Raw genomic sequence first — 17,188 nt, forward strand, 5'->3', positions numbered from 1 at the left:
GATTAAAGTATTATCTATTTTCGGAACCCGACCTGAAGCAATCAAAATGGCACCCGTAGTTGAGTGCTTAAAGGGCGATTGCCGATTCGAAAGTAAAGTATGTGTTACTGCTCAACACAGAGAAATGCTTGACCAGGTCTTACAATTATTTAATATTTCTCCTGACTTTGATCTCAATATTATGAAGCCTGGTCAGGATTTAACGGATGTAACATCTGCTATTCTTGTCGGGTTACGTACTGTTCTCCAGGAATTTAAGCCTGATTATGTATTAGTACATGGGGATACTGCTACTACATTGTCAGCGACTCTTGCTAGCTATTATCAACAGATTAAGGTTGGTCATGTTGAGGCAGGTCTCAGAACGAATAATATTTATTCTCCATGGCCAGAAGAAGGCAACAGAAAAATAACCGGAGCATTGGCTAATTTGCATTTTGCACCTACATCGACTTCCGCTGAAAACTTACGCTTGGAAAATATTCCGCAGAACAATATTGTTGTCACTGGAAATACGGTTATAGATGCTCTGCTTATGGTAAAAGAAAAATTGGCTAACGATCCTGTGTTAACCAGCGAGTTAAAGAAAAAATTCGAATTTATCGACCAGAAACGGCGTATTGTGTTAATTACTGGTCATCGCCGTGAAAGCTTTGGTGGTGGCTTTGAAAGAATCTGCAATGCAATTTTGAAATTGGCGAAAGCATTCCCTAACGTGGATTTTGTTTATCCTGTGCACTTAAACCCAAACGTACGTGGTGTGGTTAACACTGTACTTCTTGGACAAGATAATATTTATCTTATTGAGCCTCTAGATTATCTGCCGTTTGTGTTTTTGATGGATGCATCGAGTATTATACTGACCGATTCTGGTGGTATACAGGAGGAGGCGCCATCACTTGGTAAACCCGTTCTTGTTATGCGTGATACGACAGAAAGACCGGAAGCTGTAGCTGCGGGTACCGTAAAACTCGTTGGTACAGATGAGAAGCGCATATTTGATACGGTTGCTGCGCTTCTGTCCGACCAGTCAGAGTATGAAGCAATGAGTTTTGCACATAATCCATATGGTGATGGTAAAGCGTCAGCACGGATCGCTGATGCCATAATCACTTCTCTCAATGCTTAACTAAGAAAATGATACGTCAGGTAGCTGATTAGGTACCATCTAAAGTGCCTGGAGTAAAGTTTTCTATTATTAAAGGCCCCTTTATGTATAGCTTGAATATTTGGTAAGTACATAAGGGGCATTTCCATTTTTTTTGCCCTTCGACAAATATCGACGTCCTCAAAGTACATAAAGTATTTTGTGTCGAATCCCCCAAGTATCTCATAAGCACTTTTCTTAAATAATAAAAAGGAACCAGCGGCCCAATCTACTTCTAAAGGCTGTGTTATTGATTTTTTATCGTAGGCATCAGAACGCGACTCCTTGCTTAGTAATCCTTTCAATGGACCTGTTAGCTTTGGAAAACGGCGCACCGACAGTTCTGGTTTAGTATAATATTGGTCATGAAAAAGATTGATGGTAAATATATCTGATTTATAAGTCTTAATAGCGTCATCTAATTTTTTGAACTCATGACTCTCAATAACAACATCTGGGTTGATAACTAGAAAATAATCAGCGTCAGTGATTAAGTTGTTATTCACCAAATATTGAAATACGTAATTATTATTTTCTCCAAAACCTAGCCCATAGTCACAGTTAAGCAACGTTATCTTGTAACGAGTTGCAAAATTTTTAAGCGCATCGGACGCAGGTGTATTTGACTTAATGATAACCGGGTTGCTTTGTGCAATCAGCGGCAGAGTGGTGTTAGCGACTATCAGATGATCATGATTATGGTTGATAATGCTTAAAAAAATCATATCTGGCACACTTACTGTGACTGAGTAATGAAAATAATTTGTTCATAATACCTTCATGTGGAGAGTTTAGGCAACCGTATTTTATAATTTTAATGAATGTTTATCATTCTTTTTTGAAACTTTTTGGCTGCTGAAAGCTCTTTCTGTGGTGGGGGGCGTATGAGTCAATTTAAGATAAGATTGCTTATTTAAGAGTAATAGGAGCATGTGCTGTTCATATTTTCGGTTGTGTGACTAATTACAAAAAATTGTTAAAGTGTCTTTATGGTGAAAAATATAGATGTGTGCCAGTGATAAGCTTGCTTGCATTCATGTTATCACTTTAAATCTAGTATCGATAACTCTGCTCCTGCACATTTGATACTGCCAGAGCAAGTTTATCTTGTTGTGCTTCATTAAATGAATCGTTTTAATAAAGCATACATTTGCGCTACATTAGAGGCCGCAACAGTTTCCCCGTATGTAGGAGTAAAAAATGTCCAAGCAACAAATCGGCGTCGTCGGTATGGCAGTGATGGGGCGCAACCTGGCGCTCAACATTGAAAGCCGTGGTTATACCGTCTCCATCTTCAACCGCTCCCGTGAAAAGACTGAAGAAGTTATTGCCGAAAACCCGGGCAAAAAACTGGTTCCTTACTACACGGTGCAGGAGTTCGTCGAGTCTCTTGAAACACCGCGTCGTATCCTGTTGATGGTGAAGGCGGGCGCTGGTACAGATGCAGCTATCGACTCCCTGAAGCCGTACCTTGATAAAGGCGACATCATCATTGATGGCGGTAACACCTTCTTCCAGGACACCATTCGTCGTAACCGTGAGCTGTCTGCTGAAGGCTTCAACTTCATCGGCACCGGTGTTTCCGGTGGTGAAGAGGGCGCGCTGAAAGGCCCTTCTATTATGCCTGGCGGTCAGAAAGATGCGTACGAACTGGTTGCGCCTATCCTGACCAAAATCGCAGCCGTGGCTGAAGATGGCGAACCGTGCGTAACCTATATCGGTGCAGACGGTGCAGGCCATTATGTGAAGATGGTTCACAACGGCATCGAATACGGCGACATGCAGCTGATTGCTGAAGCTTATGCCCTGCTGAAAGGCGGCCTGAACCTCTCCAATGAAGAACTCGCTGAAACTTTCACCGAGTGGAACAAAGGCGAGCTGAACAGCTACCTCATCGACATCACTAAAGACATCTTCACCAAAAAAGATGAAGAGGGTAAATACCTGGTCGATGTGATCCTGGATGAAGCGGCAAACAAAGGCACCGGTAAATGGACCAGCCAGAGCTCTCTGGACCTCGGCGAACCGCTCTCTCTGATCACGGAGTCCGTTTTTGCGCGCTACATCTCTTCACTCAAAGAGCAGCGTGTCGCCGCCTCTAAAGTGTTGAGCGGCCCGCAGGCGAAACCGGCTGGCGATAAAGTTGAATTTATCGAGAAGGTGCGTCGCGCGCTGTACCTAGGCAAGATAGTCTCCTATGCTCAGGGCTTCTCTCAGCTGCGCGCGGCTTCCGATGAGAACAACTGGGATCTGAACTACGGCGAAATCGCGAAAATCTTCCGTGCGGGCTGCATCATTCGCGCGCAGTTCCTGCAGAAGATCACCGATGCCTATGCTGAAAATGCGGGCATCGCCAACCTGCTGCTGGCGCCGTACTTCAAGAAAATTGCCGACGACTACCAGCAGGCGCTGCGTGATGTTGTCGCCTATGCCGTGCAGAACGGCATTCCGGTGCCAACGTTCTCCGCGGCCGTCGCTTACTATGACAGCTACCGTTCTGCGGTGCTGCCGGCGAACCTGATCCAGGCCCAGCGCGATTACTTTGGCGCGCACACATATAAGCGTACGGATAAAGACGGTGTCTTCCACACCGAATGGCTGGACTAATCTGATTTAGCCTTCCGTAACACCAGGCCCGGGGTTCGCTCCGGGCTTTTTTTTATCGCAAAACGGCTTTTGGAGCTCGAAGTAGTCTGAATGTCGGTTCAACGGAGCAGTGATTGACCGTCTGCGCCTTGACAGCCCTGGGAGTCAGAGGTAAAAAGCCCAACAGTTATTGATTATCGTGATGGTAAAGCTACCATCTCTACAGTTAACTCACAGAAGTCATTAGCGAATGAAAATAACAATTTCCGGTACAGGTTACGTAGGTCTCTCCAACGGCATTCTGATTGCCCAAAACCATGAGGTTGTGGCGCTGGACATCGTGCAGGCCAAAGTGGACATGCTCAACCAGAAGCGCTCCCCGATTGTGGATAAAGAGATTGAAGAGTACCTGGCAACGAAGCCGCTCAACTTCCGCGCCACGACGGACAAACAGGACGCCTATCGCAACGCGGACTATGTGATAATCGCCACACCGACCGATTACGACCCGAAAACCAACTACTTCAATACCACCAGCGTGGAATCGGTAATCCGCGACGTCACGGAGATCAACCCGAAGGCGGTGATGATCATCAAATCGACCATTCCGGTGGGTTTTACCCAGTCTGTGAAGGAAAAATACGGTATTGATAACGTCATCTTCTCGCCGGAATTCCTGCGCGAAGGGCGTGCGCTGTATGACAACCTGCACCCGTCGCGTATCGTAATTGGCGAGCGCTCCGAGCGCGCCGAGCGTTTTGCCGCGCTGCTGCAGGAAGGGGCAATCAAAAAAGAGATCCCGACGCTGTTCACCGATTCTACAGAAGCTGAAGCTATCAAGCTGTTCGCCAACACCTATCTGGCGATGCGTGTGGCGTACTTCAACGAGCTGGACAGCTACGCGGAAAGTCTGGGCCTGAATAGCCGCCAGATTATCGAAGGTGTCTGCCTTGACCCGCGTATTGGCAATCATTACAACAACCCGTCATTTGGCTACGGCGGCTACTGCCTGCCGAAAGACACCAAGCAGCTGCTGGCGAACTACCAGTCGGTGCCGAACAACATTATTTCGGCCATTGTGGATGCTAACCGTACGCGTAAGGATTTCATCGCTGACTCCATTCTTTCACGTCAGCCCAAAGTGGTCGGCGTGTATCGTCTTATCATGAAGAGCGGTTCTGATAACTTCCGCGCTTCCTCTATTCAGGGGATCATGAAGCGTATCAAGGCGAAAGGCGTACAGGTTATTATTTACGAACCGGTAATGCAGGAAGATGAGTTCTTCCGTTCCCGCGTGGTACGCGACCTGGAAGCGTTCAAGAAGGAGTCGGACGTTATCATCTCCAACCGTATGGCGGAAGAGCTGGCGGACGTTGCGGATAAAGTTTATACCCGCGACCTGTTTGGCAATGATTAAGCCTTGCAGACTACAGTAAAAAGGCCCTCAAATTGAGGGCCTTTTTACTATTTGTTATAGTACCCGCGATACCAGTCAACAAAGTTCTTCACGCCGTCTTTGACCGACGTTTGCGGTTTAAAGCCGCAGACCTCAAACAGCGGTTTGGTGTCGGCGCTGGTCTCCAGCACGTCGCCAGCCTGCAGCGGCATCATGTTTTTCTTCGCTTCAATACCCAGGGCCTCTTCGAGGGCGGTGATGTAATCCATCAGCTCGACCGGCGCGCTGTTGCCGATATTGTACACGTGATAAGGCGCGGAGCTGGTCGCCGGGGAGCCGGTTTCCACGGTCCACTCCGGGTTCGGCTGCGGGATAACGTCCTGCATACGGATGATAGCTTCGACAATGTCGTCGACGTAGGTGAAATCACGCTTCATCTTGCCGTAGTTATATACGTCGATGCTCTTACCTTCGAGCATCGCTTTGGTGAACTTGAACAGCGCCATATCCGGGCGACCCCACGGGCCGTAGACCGTAAAGAAACGCAGGCCGGTAGTCGGTAGGTTATACAGGTGCGAATAGGTATGCGCCATCAGCTCGTTGGCTTTTTTGGTGGCGGCGTACAGCGATACCGGGTGATCGACAGGGTCATCGGTAGAGAACGGCATCTTGCGGTTCAGGCCGTACACGGAGCTTGATGACGCATACAGCAGGTGCTGCACCTTATTATGGCGGCAACCCTCAAGCACGTTGAGGTGGCCAATCAGGTTGGCATCCGCGTAGACATGCGGGTTTTCCAGCGAGTAGCGTACGCCTGCCTGTGCTGCCAGATGAATGACGCGGTCGAATTTTTCTTCCGCAAAAAGCGCGGGCATGGCGACACGGTCAGCCAGATCGATTTTATGAAAAGTGAAATCTGGCGAGCTCAGGAGATCCAGTCGCGCTTGTTTCAGGCTGACATCGTAGTAATCATTCAGATTATCAATACCAACAACCTGATGTCCTGCCTTGAGCAGGCGATCGCATACGTGATAGCCGATAAAGCCGGCGGCGCCAGTGACCAGAAATTTCATCTTAAACCTCGAATTATAGTCATCCAGTATCTGCAATGAATCTTTTACGCAGATGGGTGCGCAGATGATACCTGTTAATGTCGGGAATGTGTATCAGAGGGTTAGCAGGGAGCCGGAATGGCCCCCCGGGCAGATTTACCTGTGGCGACGGCGAAGATTCTCAATGACGGTCGTCAGGTCCAGATTCTGGTCCTGCAGCAGGACCAGCAGGTGGTACATCAGGTCTGACGCTTCGTTGGTCAGCTCCTCGCGGTCATGCACGGTGGCGGCAAGCGCCGTTTCGACGCCTTCTTCACCCACTTTCTGCGCGATACGCTTGGTGCCGCTGGCGTACAGCTTTGCCGTATACGAGCTTGCCGGGTCGGCGGTTTTGCGCGAGGCCAGCAGCTGCTCGAGCTGCCAGAGGAACAGCCACTGATGGCTGCTGTCGCCAAAGCAGCTTGACGTGCCCTTATGGCAGGTTGGGCCAATCGGATTCACCAGCACAAGCAGCGTGTCGTTATCGCAGTCCGGCGCGATGCTGACCACGTTGAGAAAATGGCCCGAGGTTTCCCCCTTGGTCCACAGGCGCTGTTTGGTGCGCGAAAAGAAGGTCACCTTGCCGGTTTCCTGCGTTTTCGCCAGCGCGTCCTGGTTCATATAGCCCAACATCAGCACCTCGCCGGACACCGCGTGCTGGATCACCGCAGGCATCAGCCCATCGGTTTTTTCCCAGTCCAGAAGTTCTGTCAACATACCCTTATCTCCACGCCCTGTGCCGCCAGGTACGCTTTTAATTCGCCAATATTAATTATCTGTTTGTGGAACACGGAGGCCGCCAGCGCGCCGTCGACGTTGGCGTCGCGGAATGCCTCGAGGAAGTGCGCCATGGTGCCCGCGCCGCCGGAGGCGATGAGCGGCACGTGGCAGACGCCGCGCACTTTGCGCAGCTGCTCAAGGTCGTAGCCGTTGCGCACGCCGTCCTGGTTCATCATGTTCAGTACAATCTCTCCGGCGCCGCGTTTTTGCACCTCCTGCACCCAGTCGAGGGTTTCCCACCGGGTGACGCGGGTCCGGCTTTCGTCGCCGGTATACTGGTTCACGTGGTATTTGCCGCTCGCGCCGTCATACCAGGTGTCGATACCGACCACAATGCACTGCACGCCAAAGCGGTCCGCCAGGCGGGTAATCAGCGTCGGGTCCGCCAGCGCCGGCGAATTTACCGAAATTTTATCGGCGCCGAAGGAGAGGATCTGCGCGGCGTCTTCCACCGACTTAATGCCCCCTGCGACGCAGAAGGGAATATCGATAACTTCGGCCACGCGGGTAACCCAGCTCTTGTCGACCACGCGGCCGTCGCTGGAGGCGGTAATATCGTAAAATACCAGCTCATCCGCGCCCTCTTCGGCATAGCGCTTCGCCAGCGGGACGATGTCGCCGATAATTTCGTGGTTGCGGAACTGCACGCCTTTCACCACCTGTCCGTCGCGCACGTCAAGACAGGGGATTATCCGTTTTGCCAGCATTCGATTGCCTCCGCTACGTTAAATTTACCTTCCAGCAGGGCGCGGCCGACGATAACGCCGCGCACGCCGGTTCCGCGAAGCGCGGCCACGTCGTTAATATCGCCAATGCCGCCAGAAGACTGAAACGCCACCTGCGGATAGCGGGCGCACACCTCCTGATACAGCGAGACGTTAGACCCCGCCAGCGTGCCGTCGCGGGAGATATCGGTACACAGCACGTGCTGCAGGCCCACCGGCAGGTAGGTCTCGACCAGCGCCTCCAGCGTAACGCCGGAGTTCTCCTGCCAGCCGCTGACCGCCACCTGTTTGCTGCCCGCGTCGTCAATGCGCACATCCAGCGCCAATACCAGCTTTTCCGCGCCAAAGCGCATGAACCAGCCTTTCACTACCTCCGGCGATTTTACCGCCGTCGAGCCGACCACCACGCGGGAGACCCCGGCGTCAAGCAGCGCGGCAACGTCCTCTTCGGTGCGGATGCCGCCGCCGACCTGCACCGGCACATCGACACCGGCCACCAGCGTTTTCAGCAGCGCGATTTGCCGTCTGGCCGGATCTTTCGCGCCGGTCAAATCCACGAGGTGCAGCACCTGCGCGCCCTGCGCGGCATACTCCTGCAGCCGGGGCAGCGGGTCGTTGCCGTAGTCGCGCTGCTGGCCGTAATCGCCCTGATGGAGGCGTACGACGGTACCGTCAATTAAATCCAAAGCCGGAATAATCATCACATCTCCAGAAAGTTTTTCAGCAGCTGCGCGCCCGCGGCGCCGGAGCGCTCCGGGTGAAACTGCACGCCATAGAAATTCTCTTGTTGTACGGCGGCGGTGAACGGCTCACCGTAATTGCACTGGGCAATGGTGTTGGGGTTTACCGGCATGGCATAGCTGTGCACAAAGTAAAAGTACGCGCCGTCCTCGATGCCGCGAAACAGCCGGTCGCCCGCTTTGGCGTAGACGCGGTTCCAGCCCATGTGCGGCAGCGGCAGGCCGGTATCGGGCATTTTCGGCACGTCCTGATCGATAATGCCCAACAGGTCGACGCCGTTGGTCTCCTCGCTGTGGCGTCCGAGCAGCTGCATGCCAAGGCAGATCCCCAGCACCGGCTGGGTGCAGGCTTTAATCAGCCCGATAAGCTCGCGCTCGCGAAGCTGGTCCATAGCCGCCTGCGCGGTGCCGACGCCGGGTAAAAACAGCTTATCGGCGCGCAGCACGACGTCGGGATCGCGGCTAATCACCGGCTCATAGCCGTGACGCCGGATGGCGGAAGTCACTGAATGCAGGTTGGCGCAGCCGGTATCGAGGATCACCACGTTCATCACAGCACTCCTTTCGAGGAGGGAAGAGCGTCACCTTCTACGCGAATGGCCTGGCGCAGCGTGCGGCCAAAGGCCTTAAACAGGCTTTCGACGCGATGGTGATCGTTCTTGCCTTTGGTTCGCAGGTGCAGCGTCACGCCCATGGTGTAGGAGAGCGAGCGGAAGAAGTGCTCAATCATCTCGGTGCTCAGGTCGCCGACGCGTTGATAGGTGAATTCGGCGCGATACTCAAGGTGCGGGCGCCCGGAAATGTCCAGCGCGCAGCGCGCGAGGCATTCGTCCATCGGCAGCACAAAGCCGAAACGGTTGATGCCGCGCTTATCGCCCAGCGCCAGCTTCAGGGCCTCGCCGAGCGCCAGGCCGGTATCCTCAACGGTGTGGTGATCGTCAATATAGAGGTCGCCTTTGACCGTCACCTCCAGGCGAAAACCGCCGTGGGTGGCGATCTGGTCGAGCATATGATCGAAGAAACCGACGCCGGTGTTGATCCTGCTGCCGCCTTCGCGGTCCAGCCAGACCTTAACGTCAACCTGGGTTTCACGGGTATTGCGCTCGACGTGGGCGTAGCGGTCGCGCTGCGTGAGCTGCGCGGTAATCGCTTTCCAGCCCAGCGTATCGCGGTTATACAGCAGGCCGGTGATGCCCATGTTGTCGCCGAGGGTCACGTCGGTCGCGCGATCGCCGATGACGTAGCTGTTCGCTGCGTCCATCACGCCGCTTTCCAGCCAGCGCGACACCAGCTTCATTTTCGGTTTGCGGCAGTCGCAGTTGTCCTGCGGGAGGTGCGGGCAAATCAGCACATCGTCGAAGTTCACGCCCTGGGAGGTGAGAATTTGCATCATCAGGTCGTGCGGGCCGTCGAAATCCGCCTGCGGGAAGCTGCTGGTGCCCAGACCGTCCTGATTGGTGATCATCACCAGACGAAACCCGGCCTGCTGCAGCTTCAGCAGGGAGGGGATCACCTCCGGCTCGAAGGCCAGCTTATCGAAACGGTCTACCTGGAAATCGCTCGGAGGCTCAGCAATCAGCGTGCCATCACGATCAATAAAGAGGAACTTCTGAGTCATACGTTCTCCGCTCGAAGGGCGTCAATGACGCGCTGGCTCTCTGCGCGGGTGCCGATGGTAATACGCAGGCAGCCGCTTAAAGAAGGTTGTTTGTTCTGGTCACGTAAGATAATGCCCTGATCCCACAGAGATTTAAATACTGTGCTTGAGGCAGTGAACCGCACCAGAATGTAGTTGGTTTCTGAGTCAAAAACCTGCTCGACGCAGGCGATATCGCGCAGGTTGCTGACCAGATACGCGCGCTCGTCGAGGATTTGCGCCACGCGCTCGCGCATCGCGACGATGCCCTGCGGGCTCAGCGCCTGGGCGGCGATATCGGCGACCGGAGTCGACAGCGGGTAGGGGGCAATCACCTTCAGCAGCAGGGCGATGACTTCTTCGCTCGCGAGCGTAAAGCCGCAGCGCAGCCCGGCCAGCGCAAAGGCTTTGGATAAGGTACGCAGCACCACCAGGTGCGGATAGTCGGCCAGCCAGCCGGTAAGCGTCGCCTGCGAGCAGAACTCGATGTAGGCTTCATCCGCGACCACCAGCGCCTTGCCGCGGGTCATTTCCAGCAGCGTGCGCATGTCCTGAGGATTGATTATCTGCCCGGTCGGGTTGTTGGGGCTGCACACGTACACCACCTTCACCCCCGCAAGCTGTTCGGCAATCGCCGGCAGGTTGAGCTGCCAGTCCTCCAGCGCCTGGACGGTACGGCACTCGACGCCGAAGGTTTCCGCGCTGACGCTGTACATGCCGTAGGTCGGCGGGCAGAACAGGATAGCGTCCTGGCCCGGCTCGCAGAACGCGCGGATCAGCAGCTCAATACCTTCATCGGCGCCGCGGCTGACCAGCACCTGCTCCGGCTTCAGCCCGGCATACTGCGCATAGCGGTCGATCACCATTTTCGGCTGGCATTCCGGGTAGCGGTTGAGCGTCTGCTGGGTAAGCGCATAGGCGACCGGGGTCGGATACTCGTTGGCGTTCAGCCAGACGTCGCCTTTACCGCCGAGGCGGCGGGCGGACTGATACGGCGTCAGGTCGCGGACGTTCTTGCGGGCTAACTCTTCGATGCTCATGCTTGCTCCTTAAGGGCTGCAACGCGCAGCGTAACGGCGTTTTTGTGGGCAGTCAGACGTTCGGCCGTAGCCAGCGTTTCAATGGTAGCCGCCAGCGACGCGAAACCGTCGCGGGACAGCTCCTGTACCGTCATCCGCTTCTGGAAATCGGCAAGCCCGAGGCTTGAGCAGGTTGCGGTATAGCCGTAGGTCGGCAGCACATGGTTGGTGCCGGAGGCGTAATCGCCAGCGGATTCCGGCGACCAGTCGCCAAGAAACACCGAACCGGCGTTGGTGATGCGTTCGACCAGCTCCCGGGCGTTACGCGTCTGGATAATCAGGTGCTCCGGCCCGTACTGGTTGGAGATGCTGATGCACTGCCCGATATCGCGGGCGACAATCAGGCGGCTTGCCGAGAGTGCCTGGCGGGCGGTATCGGCGCGCGGCAGTTCGGCGAGCTGGCGCTCGACGGCCTCGGCGACGCGGGCGGCCATCTGCGCATCCGGCGTCAGCAGGATCACCTGTGAGTCCGGGCCGTGCTCCGCCTGCGAGAGCAGGTCCGAGGCGACGAAATCCGGCGTTGCGCCGCTGTCGGCGATCACCAGCACCTCCGACGGGCCTGCGGGCATGTCGATCGCCGCGCCGTCAAGACGCTGGCTGACCTGGCGCTTCGCTTCGGTGACGAAGGCGTTGCCCGGCCCGAAAATTTTGTCGACCTTCGGCACCGATTCGCTGCCGAACGCCATCGCGGCAATCGCCTGCGCGCCGCCAGCCTTATACACGTCCTGCACGCCGCACAGGCGGGCGGCATAGAGAATTTCGTCGGCGATCGGCGGCGGCGAGCACAGCACCACCTGCCGGCAGCCGGCGATGCGGGCGGGCGTCGCCAGCATCAGCACGGTGGAAAAGAGCGGAGCCGAACCGCCTGGAATATACAGCCCGACGGATGCGACCGGACGGGTGACCTGCTGGCAGCGCACGCCGGGCTGGGTCTCTACGTCCACGCCCGGCAGCTGTTGCGCGGTGTGGAAGGTTTCAATGTTTTTCACCGCGACGGCCATCGCCTGCTTCAGCGCCGGGCTCAGGCGCGCGCTGGCGTCGTCTATCTCCTGCGCGGTAACCTTCAGCGCGCCGACCTCGGTTTTATCGAACTTCGCGCTGTACTCGCGCAGCGCTGCATCGCCGCGGGCGCGAACGTTGTCGAGGATGTCGCTCACGGTGCGGCTGATGCTCTCTGAGGCACCAATGGCCGGGCGCAGCAGCAGCGCGCGCTGCTGCTGGGGGCTACAGGTGTTCCAGTCGATTACGGTATTAAAGCTCATGGCTTACTCCATCATCTTCTCAATCGGCAGCACCAGAATAGAGCTGGCGCCCAGGGCCTTCAGTTTTTCCATGGTTTCCCAGAACAGCGTTTCGCTGCTGACCATGTGCATCGCCACGCGCTGCTGATCGCCTGCCAGCGGCAGAATCGTCGGGCGCTCGGCACCCGGCAGCAGGGCGACGACCTCGTCCAGACGCTCGGTCGGCGCATGCATCATGATGTATTTGGATTCACGGGCCTGAATCACGCCCTGGATGCGGGTCAGCAGGCGGTCGATAAGCTGCTGCTTGGCCTCCGGCATCTCGCCGTCGCGCTGGATAAGGCAGGCTTTGGAACGGTAGATAACCTCTGTTTCGCGCAGGCCGTTGGCCTCAAGCGTAGCGCCGGTCGACACCAGGTCGCATATCGCGTCGGCAAGACCCGCGCGCGGCGCCACTTCCACAGAACCGTTGAGCAGACAGGATTTAAAGCTGATGCCTTTTTGATCGAGATAACGCTTGAGCAGGTGCGGGTAAGAGGTGGCGATACGTTTGCCGTCGAGCGCCGCCAGACCGTCCCAGACCTCATCGACCGGCGTCGCCAGCGACAGGCGGCAGCCGCCGAAGTCAAGGCGGCGCAGGGTAAAGTAGCGCGGGTCCTCGCCCTGGGCGCGGCGGCTCAGCAGCTCTTCTTCCAGCACGTTCTCGCCGATAATGCCGAGGTCGACAACACCGTCCATCACCAGACCCGGGATATCGTCATCACGCACGCGCAGAATATCGATAGGCATATTCTCCGCCATGGCGATCAGGCGCTGGGTGTGAAGGTTGATTTTTATCCCGCAGCGGGCCAGTAATTCGCGTGAATCATCGCTAAGACGGCCCGATTTCTGCATAGCTATGCGTAAACGGTTGTTATCTAACATGCTCTTATCCTCTGTATTCCTGTCTGAATCGCGGTGAATCCGGTCCAAAAAAAAGCCCCCGGAAGACGATCTTCCGGGGGCTCTCTCTTGCGTTCTGCACCACTGGAAGATCTAACTGTCTTCCAGCACACATCGCCTGAAAGACTAGTCAGGGTGATGGTGATGATGGTGGTGTTTAAATTGAACGCGGTTCATAAAATTCTCGTTGAATGCCTATGCACTTGATGTCCTTTAACCTAAACCACTTCCGACACGGAAAGCAAGGGCTTTTTTTGAACTTTAATTCATTTCATATTCACCAGATAAATTGTCAGTTGCCGCGCCCTGGCGTAGCCTTAATAAAGGAGCGCCAACGACGCAGGAGACAAAGATGAAAAAGGTCGCAATTGTAGGGTTAGGATGGCTGGGTATGCCGCTGGCCCTTTCGCTGATGGCCCGCGGCTGGGACGTCACCGGCAGCAAAACCACTCAGGACGGCGTCGAAGCGGCGAGAATGTGCGGTATTGAAAGCTATCCGCTGCGCCTTGAACCGCAGCTTGATTGCGAAACGGACGACCTGGACGCGCTAATGAACGTCGACGCGCTGGTCATCACGCTGCCGGCGCGTCGTACCGGCCAGGGAGAGGACTTCTACCTGCGGGCGGTCCAGGAAATCGTCGACAGCGCGCTGGCGCATCGTATCCCGCGCATTGTGTTCACCAGCTCGACGTCGGTCTACGGCGACGTTCAGGGTGTGGTGAAGGAGAATACGCCGCGGGTGCCGGTGACCACCAGCGGCCTGGTGCTTAAAGAGCTGGAAGACTGGCTGCACAACCTGCCGGGGACCTCGGTGGACATCGTGCGTCTCTCCGGCCTGGTGGGGCCGGGGCGGCATCCGGGACGCTTTTTTGCCGGGAAATCCGCGCCGGACGGCCAGCATGGCGTTAACCTGGTGCACCTGGAGGATGCGGTTGCCGCGATCACCCTGCTGCTGCAGGCGCCAAAGGGCGGGCGTATTTATAACCTCTGCGCGCCGCAGCACCCGTCCCGGGCGACGTTTTATCCGCTGATGGCGCGTGAGCTCGGCCTTGCGCCGCCGGTGTTTAGTGACAGCGGCGGTAAGGGCAAAACGATAGACGGCAGCCGAATCTGCCATGAGTTGGGGTTTGAGTATCAGTACCCCGATCCGCTGGTCATGCCAATGGAATAAACTGCCAGCGCTGAAATCGCGTACCGCAAGGGGGCGACGATGAAGCCACTGCTGGACGTTCTCATCATTCTTGATGCGCTCGATAAAGAAGGGAGCTTTGCCGCAGCGTCGGCAAAGCTCTTCAAAACACCGTCGGCGCTCAGCTATACCGTGCACAAACTGGAAAGCGACCTCAATATCCAGCTGCTCGATCGCAGCGGCCATCGCGCGACCTTCACCCGCACAGGACAAATGCTGCTGGAAAAAGGCCGCGAAGTGCTGCATACGGTGCGTGAGCTGGAAAAGCAGGCCGTTAAGCTGCACGAGGGCTGGGAAAACAATCTGGTGATCGCCGTTGACGACACCTTTCCTTTCTTATTATTAACGCCGCTGATTGAGGATTTTTACCAGCAGCATAACGTCACCCGCCTCAAGTTCATTCGCGGCGTGCTGGGCGACTCCTGGGAGGCGCTGGCGAGCGGGCGGGCCGATATCGTCGTCGGCGCGCTGCGCGACCCGCCGCCGCTGAGCGGTTTTGGTTTCTCGCCGCTTGGCTTTCTGGAGCAAATTTTCGTGGTGGCGCCGCAGCATCCGCTGGCACGGGAGCCGGAGCCGCTGAGCCGCCGCACCATTAAGCGATTTCGCGCCGTGATCGTGGGCGATGACGCCGCGCTGGGGTGCTCAGCGTTTCAGCAGCTGCTTGAGGATCAGGAAGCGCTCACGGTTTTTGATTTTAAGACTAAACTGGAGCTGCACATCAGCGGGCTCGGATGCGGCTATTTGCCGCGGTATCTGGCGCAGCGGCATATTGAACGTGGTGCGCTGGTGGAAAAACAGGTTGCGGCCCATTTACCCTTCGATGCGGTATGGATCGGCTGGAATGAGCAGACCTCAGGCCTTGCCAGCACCTGGTGGCGAGATAATATTTTAGCAAATAGTGCTATTGCTGCGGTGTATACCTCTAATAATGATGACTAATCAGACATTTAGATCAGGCATTTATTTGATGGGGCTCTCATTCTCTTGTTTTTGCCAGGGGAAGAGGGCACAATACGCCCCCTGCAAAATAGAGATTAACCGACGTTTATTAACGCGTCGGTTATTTTTTTGCAACAAAGAAACGTCATTCAAAACCAAGAGGCCGGGCTTCGTACCGGATAGATATTTACTAAAAACCGACAGTTGTTGTCGCTGAGGAATCCGTAAAAAATGGGGCAATTTTTTGCTTACGCGACGGCATTCGCCGTGAAGGAGAATGATCATGTCGCATAACGTTACTCCAAACACCTCTCGCGTGGAATTGCGTAAAACGCTTACGCTGATTCCGGTTGTCATGATGGGTCTTGCCTATATGCAGCCAATGACGCTGTTCGATACATTCGGTATCGTATCAGGCCTCACCGACGGTCACGTAGCGACGGCGTATGCCTTCGCGCTGATCGCGATTCTCTTTACAGCGCTGAGCTACGGCAAGCTGGTTCGCCGTTTCCCGTCCGCTGGCTCTGCATATACCTATGCCCAGAAATCCATTAGCCCGGCGGTTGGCTTTATGGTGGGTTGGTCATCCCTGCTGGACTACCTGTTCATGCCGATGATCAACATCCTGCTGGCGAAAATTTACTTTGAAGCGCTGGTGCCTTCCGTACCGTCGTGGATCTTCGTGGTGGCGCTGGTGGCCTTTATGACCATCTCTAACCTGCGCAGCATTAAGACCGTGGCGAACTTCAATACCCTGATCGTTATTCTGCAGATGGGGATTGTGGCGGTTATCGTCGGCCTGATCATCTACGGCGTATCGCACGGCGAAGGCGCGGGTACGCTGACCAGCACCCGTCCGTTCTGGTCCGAAGGCGCGCACGTCGTGCCGATGATCACCGGGGCGACCATCCTGTGCTTCTCGTTCCTCGGCTTTGACGGTATCTCTTCGCTGTCTGAAGAGACCAAAGACGCCGAGCGCGTGATCCCGCGGGCGATTTTCCTGACCGCGCTGATCGGCGGGCTTATCTTTATCGGCGCCTCCTATTTCCTGCAGCTGTATTTCCCGGATATCTCCCGCTTTAAGGATCCGGACGCGTCTCAGCCGGAAATCATGCTGTATGTTGCCGGTAAAACCTTCCAGTGGGGCGTGCTGATTTTCTCCAGCGTGACCGTACTGGCCTCCGGCATGGCGGCGCATGCGGGCGTTTCCCGCCTGATGTACGTGATGGGCCGTGACGGCGTGTTCCCGACCCGTTTCTTCGGCTATGTGCACCCGAAATGGCGCACGCCGGCGTGGAACGTGCTGCTGGTTGGCGCCATCGCGCTGCTGGCGATTAACTTCGACCTGGTGACCGCAACGGCGCTGATCAACTTTGGCGCGCTGGTGGCTTTCACCTTCGTTAACCTCTCGGTTATCTCGCAGTTCTGGATCCGTGAGAAGCGCAACAAAACGCTGAAAGACCACTTCAACTACCTGGTGCTACCGGTATGCGGCGCGCTGACCGTCGGCGCGCTGTGGATTAACCTCGAAGAGAGCTCCATGATTCTGGGCCTCATCTGGGGCGGTATCGGCCTGGTGTACCTGGCCTGCGTGACGAAGAGCTTCCGCAACCCGGTTCCGCAGTACGAAGATATTGCCTGATCGCGTGATACGATAAGAAAAGCCGGAGGCGTTATCCTCCGGCTTTTTTGTTTCT

The 17,188-nt window shown here is 55.6% G+C and carries 18 protein-coding genes and 1 other annotated feature; of the genes, 7 read left to right on the forward strand and 11 right to left on the reverse strand.

All coding sequences use genetic code 11. From position 1 onward, the window contains the following. Position 1: 1 nt before the first annotated feature. Positions 2–1,129 (forward strand): non-hydrolyzing UDP-N-acetylglucosamine 2-epimerase, encoded by a 1,128-nt coding sequence (wecB, locus tag ENTCL_RS08275; RefSeq protein ID WP_275248998.1) that lies wholly within the window; start codon positions 2–4, stop codon positions 1,127–1,129. On the opposite strand, the gene ENTCL_RS08280 is transcribed toward wecB, so the two are convergent. After that, positions 1,126–1,872 (reverse strand): glycosyltransferase family protein, encoded by a 747-nt coding sequence (locus ENTCL_RS08280; protein WP_013365667.1) that lies wholly within the window; start codon positions 1,870–1,872, stop codon positions 1,126–1,128. The genes wecB and ENTCL_RS08280 overlap by 4 nt on opposite strands. Before the next feature lie 475 nt (positions 1,873–2,347). Here ENTCL_RS08280 and gndA point away from each other — a divergent pair, with 475 nt between their 5' ends. Further along, entirely contained in the window at positions 2,348–3,754 is a 1,407-nt protein-coding gene (gndA, locus tag ENTCL_RS08285; RefSeq protein WP_013365668.1) for an NADP-dependent phosphogluconate dehydrogenase, read from the forward strand. 229 nt (positions 3,755–3,983) lie between these two features. Then, entirely contained in the window at positions 3,984–5,150 is a 1,167-nt protein-coding gene (ugd, locus tag ENTCL_RS08290; RefSeq protein WP_013365669.1) for a UDP-glucose 6-dehydrogenase, read from the forward strand. Between the two features lie 47 nt (positions 5,151–5,197). On the opposite strand, the gene ENTCL_RS08295 is transcribed toward ugd, so the two are convergent. The 10 genes from ENTCL_RS08295 to hisL form a co-directional block, all read right to left on the reverse strand. Then, the gene (locus ENTCL_RS08295) at positions 5,198–6,202 is read right to left on the reverse strand and encodes an NAD-dependent epimerase (protein ID WP_013365670.1); all 1,005 of its coding nucleotides are present in this window, start codon (positions 6,200–6,202) and stop codon (positions 5,198–5,200) included. 135 nt (positions 6,203–6,337) lie between these two features. Next, on the reverse strand, positions 6,338–6,937 hold the full coding sequence (hisIE, locus tag ENTCL_RS08300; protein WP_013365671.1) for a bifunctional phosphoribosyl-AMP cyclohydrolase/phosphoribosyl-ATP diphosphatase HisIE: 600 nt from the start codon (positions 6,935–6,937) through the stop codon (positions 6,338–6,340). After that, positions 6,931–7,707 carry an imidazole glycerol phosphate synthase subunit HisF gene (gene hisF / locus ENTCL_RS08305; protein ID WP_013365672.1) on the reverse strand — a complete coding sequence of 259 codons (777 nt, stop codon included), beginning with the start codon at positions 7,705–7,707 and terminating at the stop codon, positions 6,931–6,933. The genes hisIE and hisF overlap by 7 nt, the downstream gene beginning before the upstream one ends. After that, positions 7,689–8,426 (reverse strand): 1-(5-phosphoribosyl)-5-[(5-phosphoribosylamino)methylideneamino]imidazole-4-carboxamide isomerase, encoded by a 738-nt coding sequence (gene hisA / locus ENTCL_RS08310; protein ID WP_013365673.1) that lies wholly within the window; start codon positions 8,424–8,426, stop codon positions 7,689–7,691. The genes hisF and hisA overlap by 19 nt, the downstream gene beginning before the upstream one ends. Beyond that, entirely contained in the window at positions 8,426–9,016 is a 591-nt protein-coding gene (gene hisH / locus ENTCL_RS08315) for an imidazole glycerol phosphate synthase subunit HisH (RefSeq protein WP_013365674.1), read from the reverse strand. The genes hisA and hisH overlap by 1 nt, the downstream gene beginning before the upstream one ends. Beyond that, on the reverse strand, positions 9,016–10,083 hold the full coding sequence (gene hisB, locus ENTCL_RS08320; RefSeq protein ID WP_013365675.1) for a bifunctional histidinol-phosphatase/imidazoleglycerol-phosphate dehydratase HisB: 1,068 nt from the start codon (positions 10,081–10,083) through the stop codon (positions 9,016–9,018). The genes hisH and hisB overlap by 1 nt, the downstream gene beginning before the upstream one ends. Beyond that, entirely contained in the window at positions 10,080–11,141 is a 1,062-nt protein-coding gene (gene hisC / locus ENTCL_RS08325) for a histidinol-phosphate transaminase (RefSeq protein WP_013365676.1), read from the reverse strand. The genes hisB and hisC overlap by 4 nt, the downstream gene beginning before the upstream one ends. After that, entirely contained in the window at positions 11,138–12,442 is a 1,305-nt protein-coding gene (gene hisD, locus ENTCL_RS08330) for a histidinol dehydrogenase (protein ID WP_013365677.1), read from the reverse strand. Before hisD ends, hisC begins: the two co-directional genes overlap by 4 nt. 3 nt (positions 12,443–12,445) lie before the next feature. Beyond that, the gene (gene hisG / locus ENTCL_RS08335) at positions 12,446–13,345 is read right to left on the reverse strand and encodes an ATP phosphoribosyltransferase (protein ID WP_013365678.1); all 900 of its coding nucleotides are present in this window, start codon (positions 13,343–13,345) and stop codon (positions 12,446–12,448) included. Positions 13,346–13,391: 46 nt separating this feature from the next. After that, positions 13,392–13,514 (reverse strand) — a sequence feature (His leader region). Continuing rightward, positions 13,490–13,540 (reverse strand): his operon leader peptide, encoded by a 51-nt coding sequence (gene hisL / locus ENTCL_RS23625; RefSeq protein WP_004899375.1) that lies wholly within the window; start codon positions 13,538–13,540, stop codon positions 13,490–13,492. Its footprint overlaps the feature before it by 25 nt. Positions 13,541–13,715: 175 nt before the next feature. Between hisL and ENTCL_RS08340 the strand changes: the two genes are divergently transcribed. The 4 genes from ENTCL_RS08340 to ENTCL_RS08350 all read left to right on the forward strand — a co-directional run bounded on the left by ENTCL_RS08340 (position 13,716) and on the right by ENTCL_RS08350 (position 17,133). Then, on the forward strand, positions 13,716–14,534 hold the full coding sequence (locus ENTCL_RS08340) for an SDR family oxidoreductase (RefSeq protein ID WP_013365679.1): 819 nt from the start codon (positions 13,716–13,718) through the stop codon (positions 14,532–14,534). 39 nt (positions 14,535–14,573) lie between these two features. Then, entirely contained in the window at positions 14,574–15,491 is a 918-nt protein-coding gene (locus ENTCL_RS08345; RefSeq protein WP_013365680.1) for a LysR substrate-binding domain-containing protein, read from the forward strand. A gap of 231 nt (positions 15,492–15,722) precedes the next feature. Next, positions 15,723–15,785 carry a membrane protein YoeI gene (yoeI, locus tag ENTCL_RS23630; RefSeq protein WP_096335044.1) on the forward strand — a complete coding sequence of 21 codons (63 nt, stop codon included), beginning with the start codon at positions 15,723–15,725 and terminating at the stop codon, positions 15,783–15,785. Beyond that, positions 15,775–17,133, forward strand: coding sequence for an APC family permease (locus tag ENTCL_RS08350; RefSeq protein ID WP_013365681.1), 1,359 nt, complete (start codon positions 15,775–15,777; stop codon positions 17,131–17,133). Before yoeI ends, ENTCL_RS08350 begins: the two co-directional genes overlap by 11 nt. Positions 17,134–17,188: the final 55 nt, after the last annotated feature.

Origin of the sequence: [Enterobacter] lignolyticus SCF1 (genome assembly GCF_000164865.1) — a bacterium.
GTDB classification, from domain to species: Bacteria; Pseudomonadota; Gammaproteobacteria; order Enterobacterales; family Enterobacteriaceae; genus Enterobacter_B; species Enterobacter_B lignolyticus.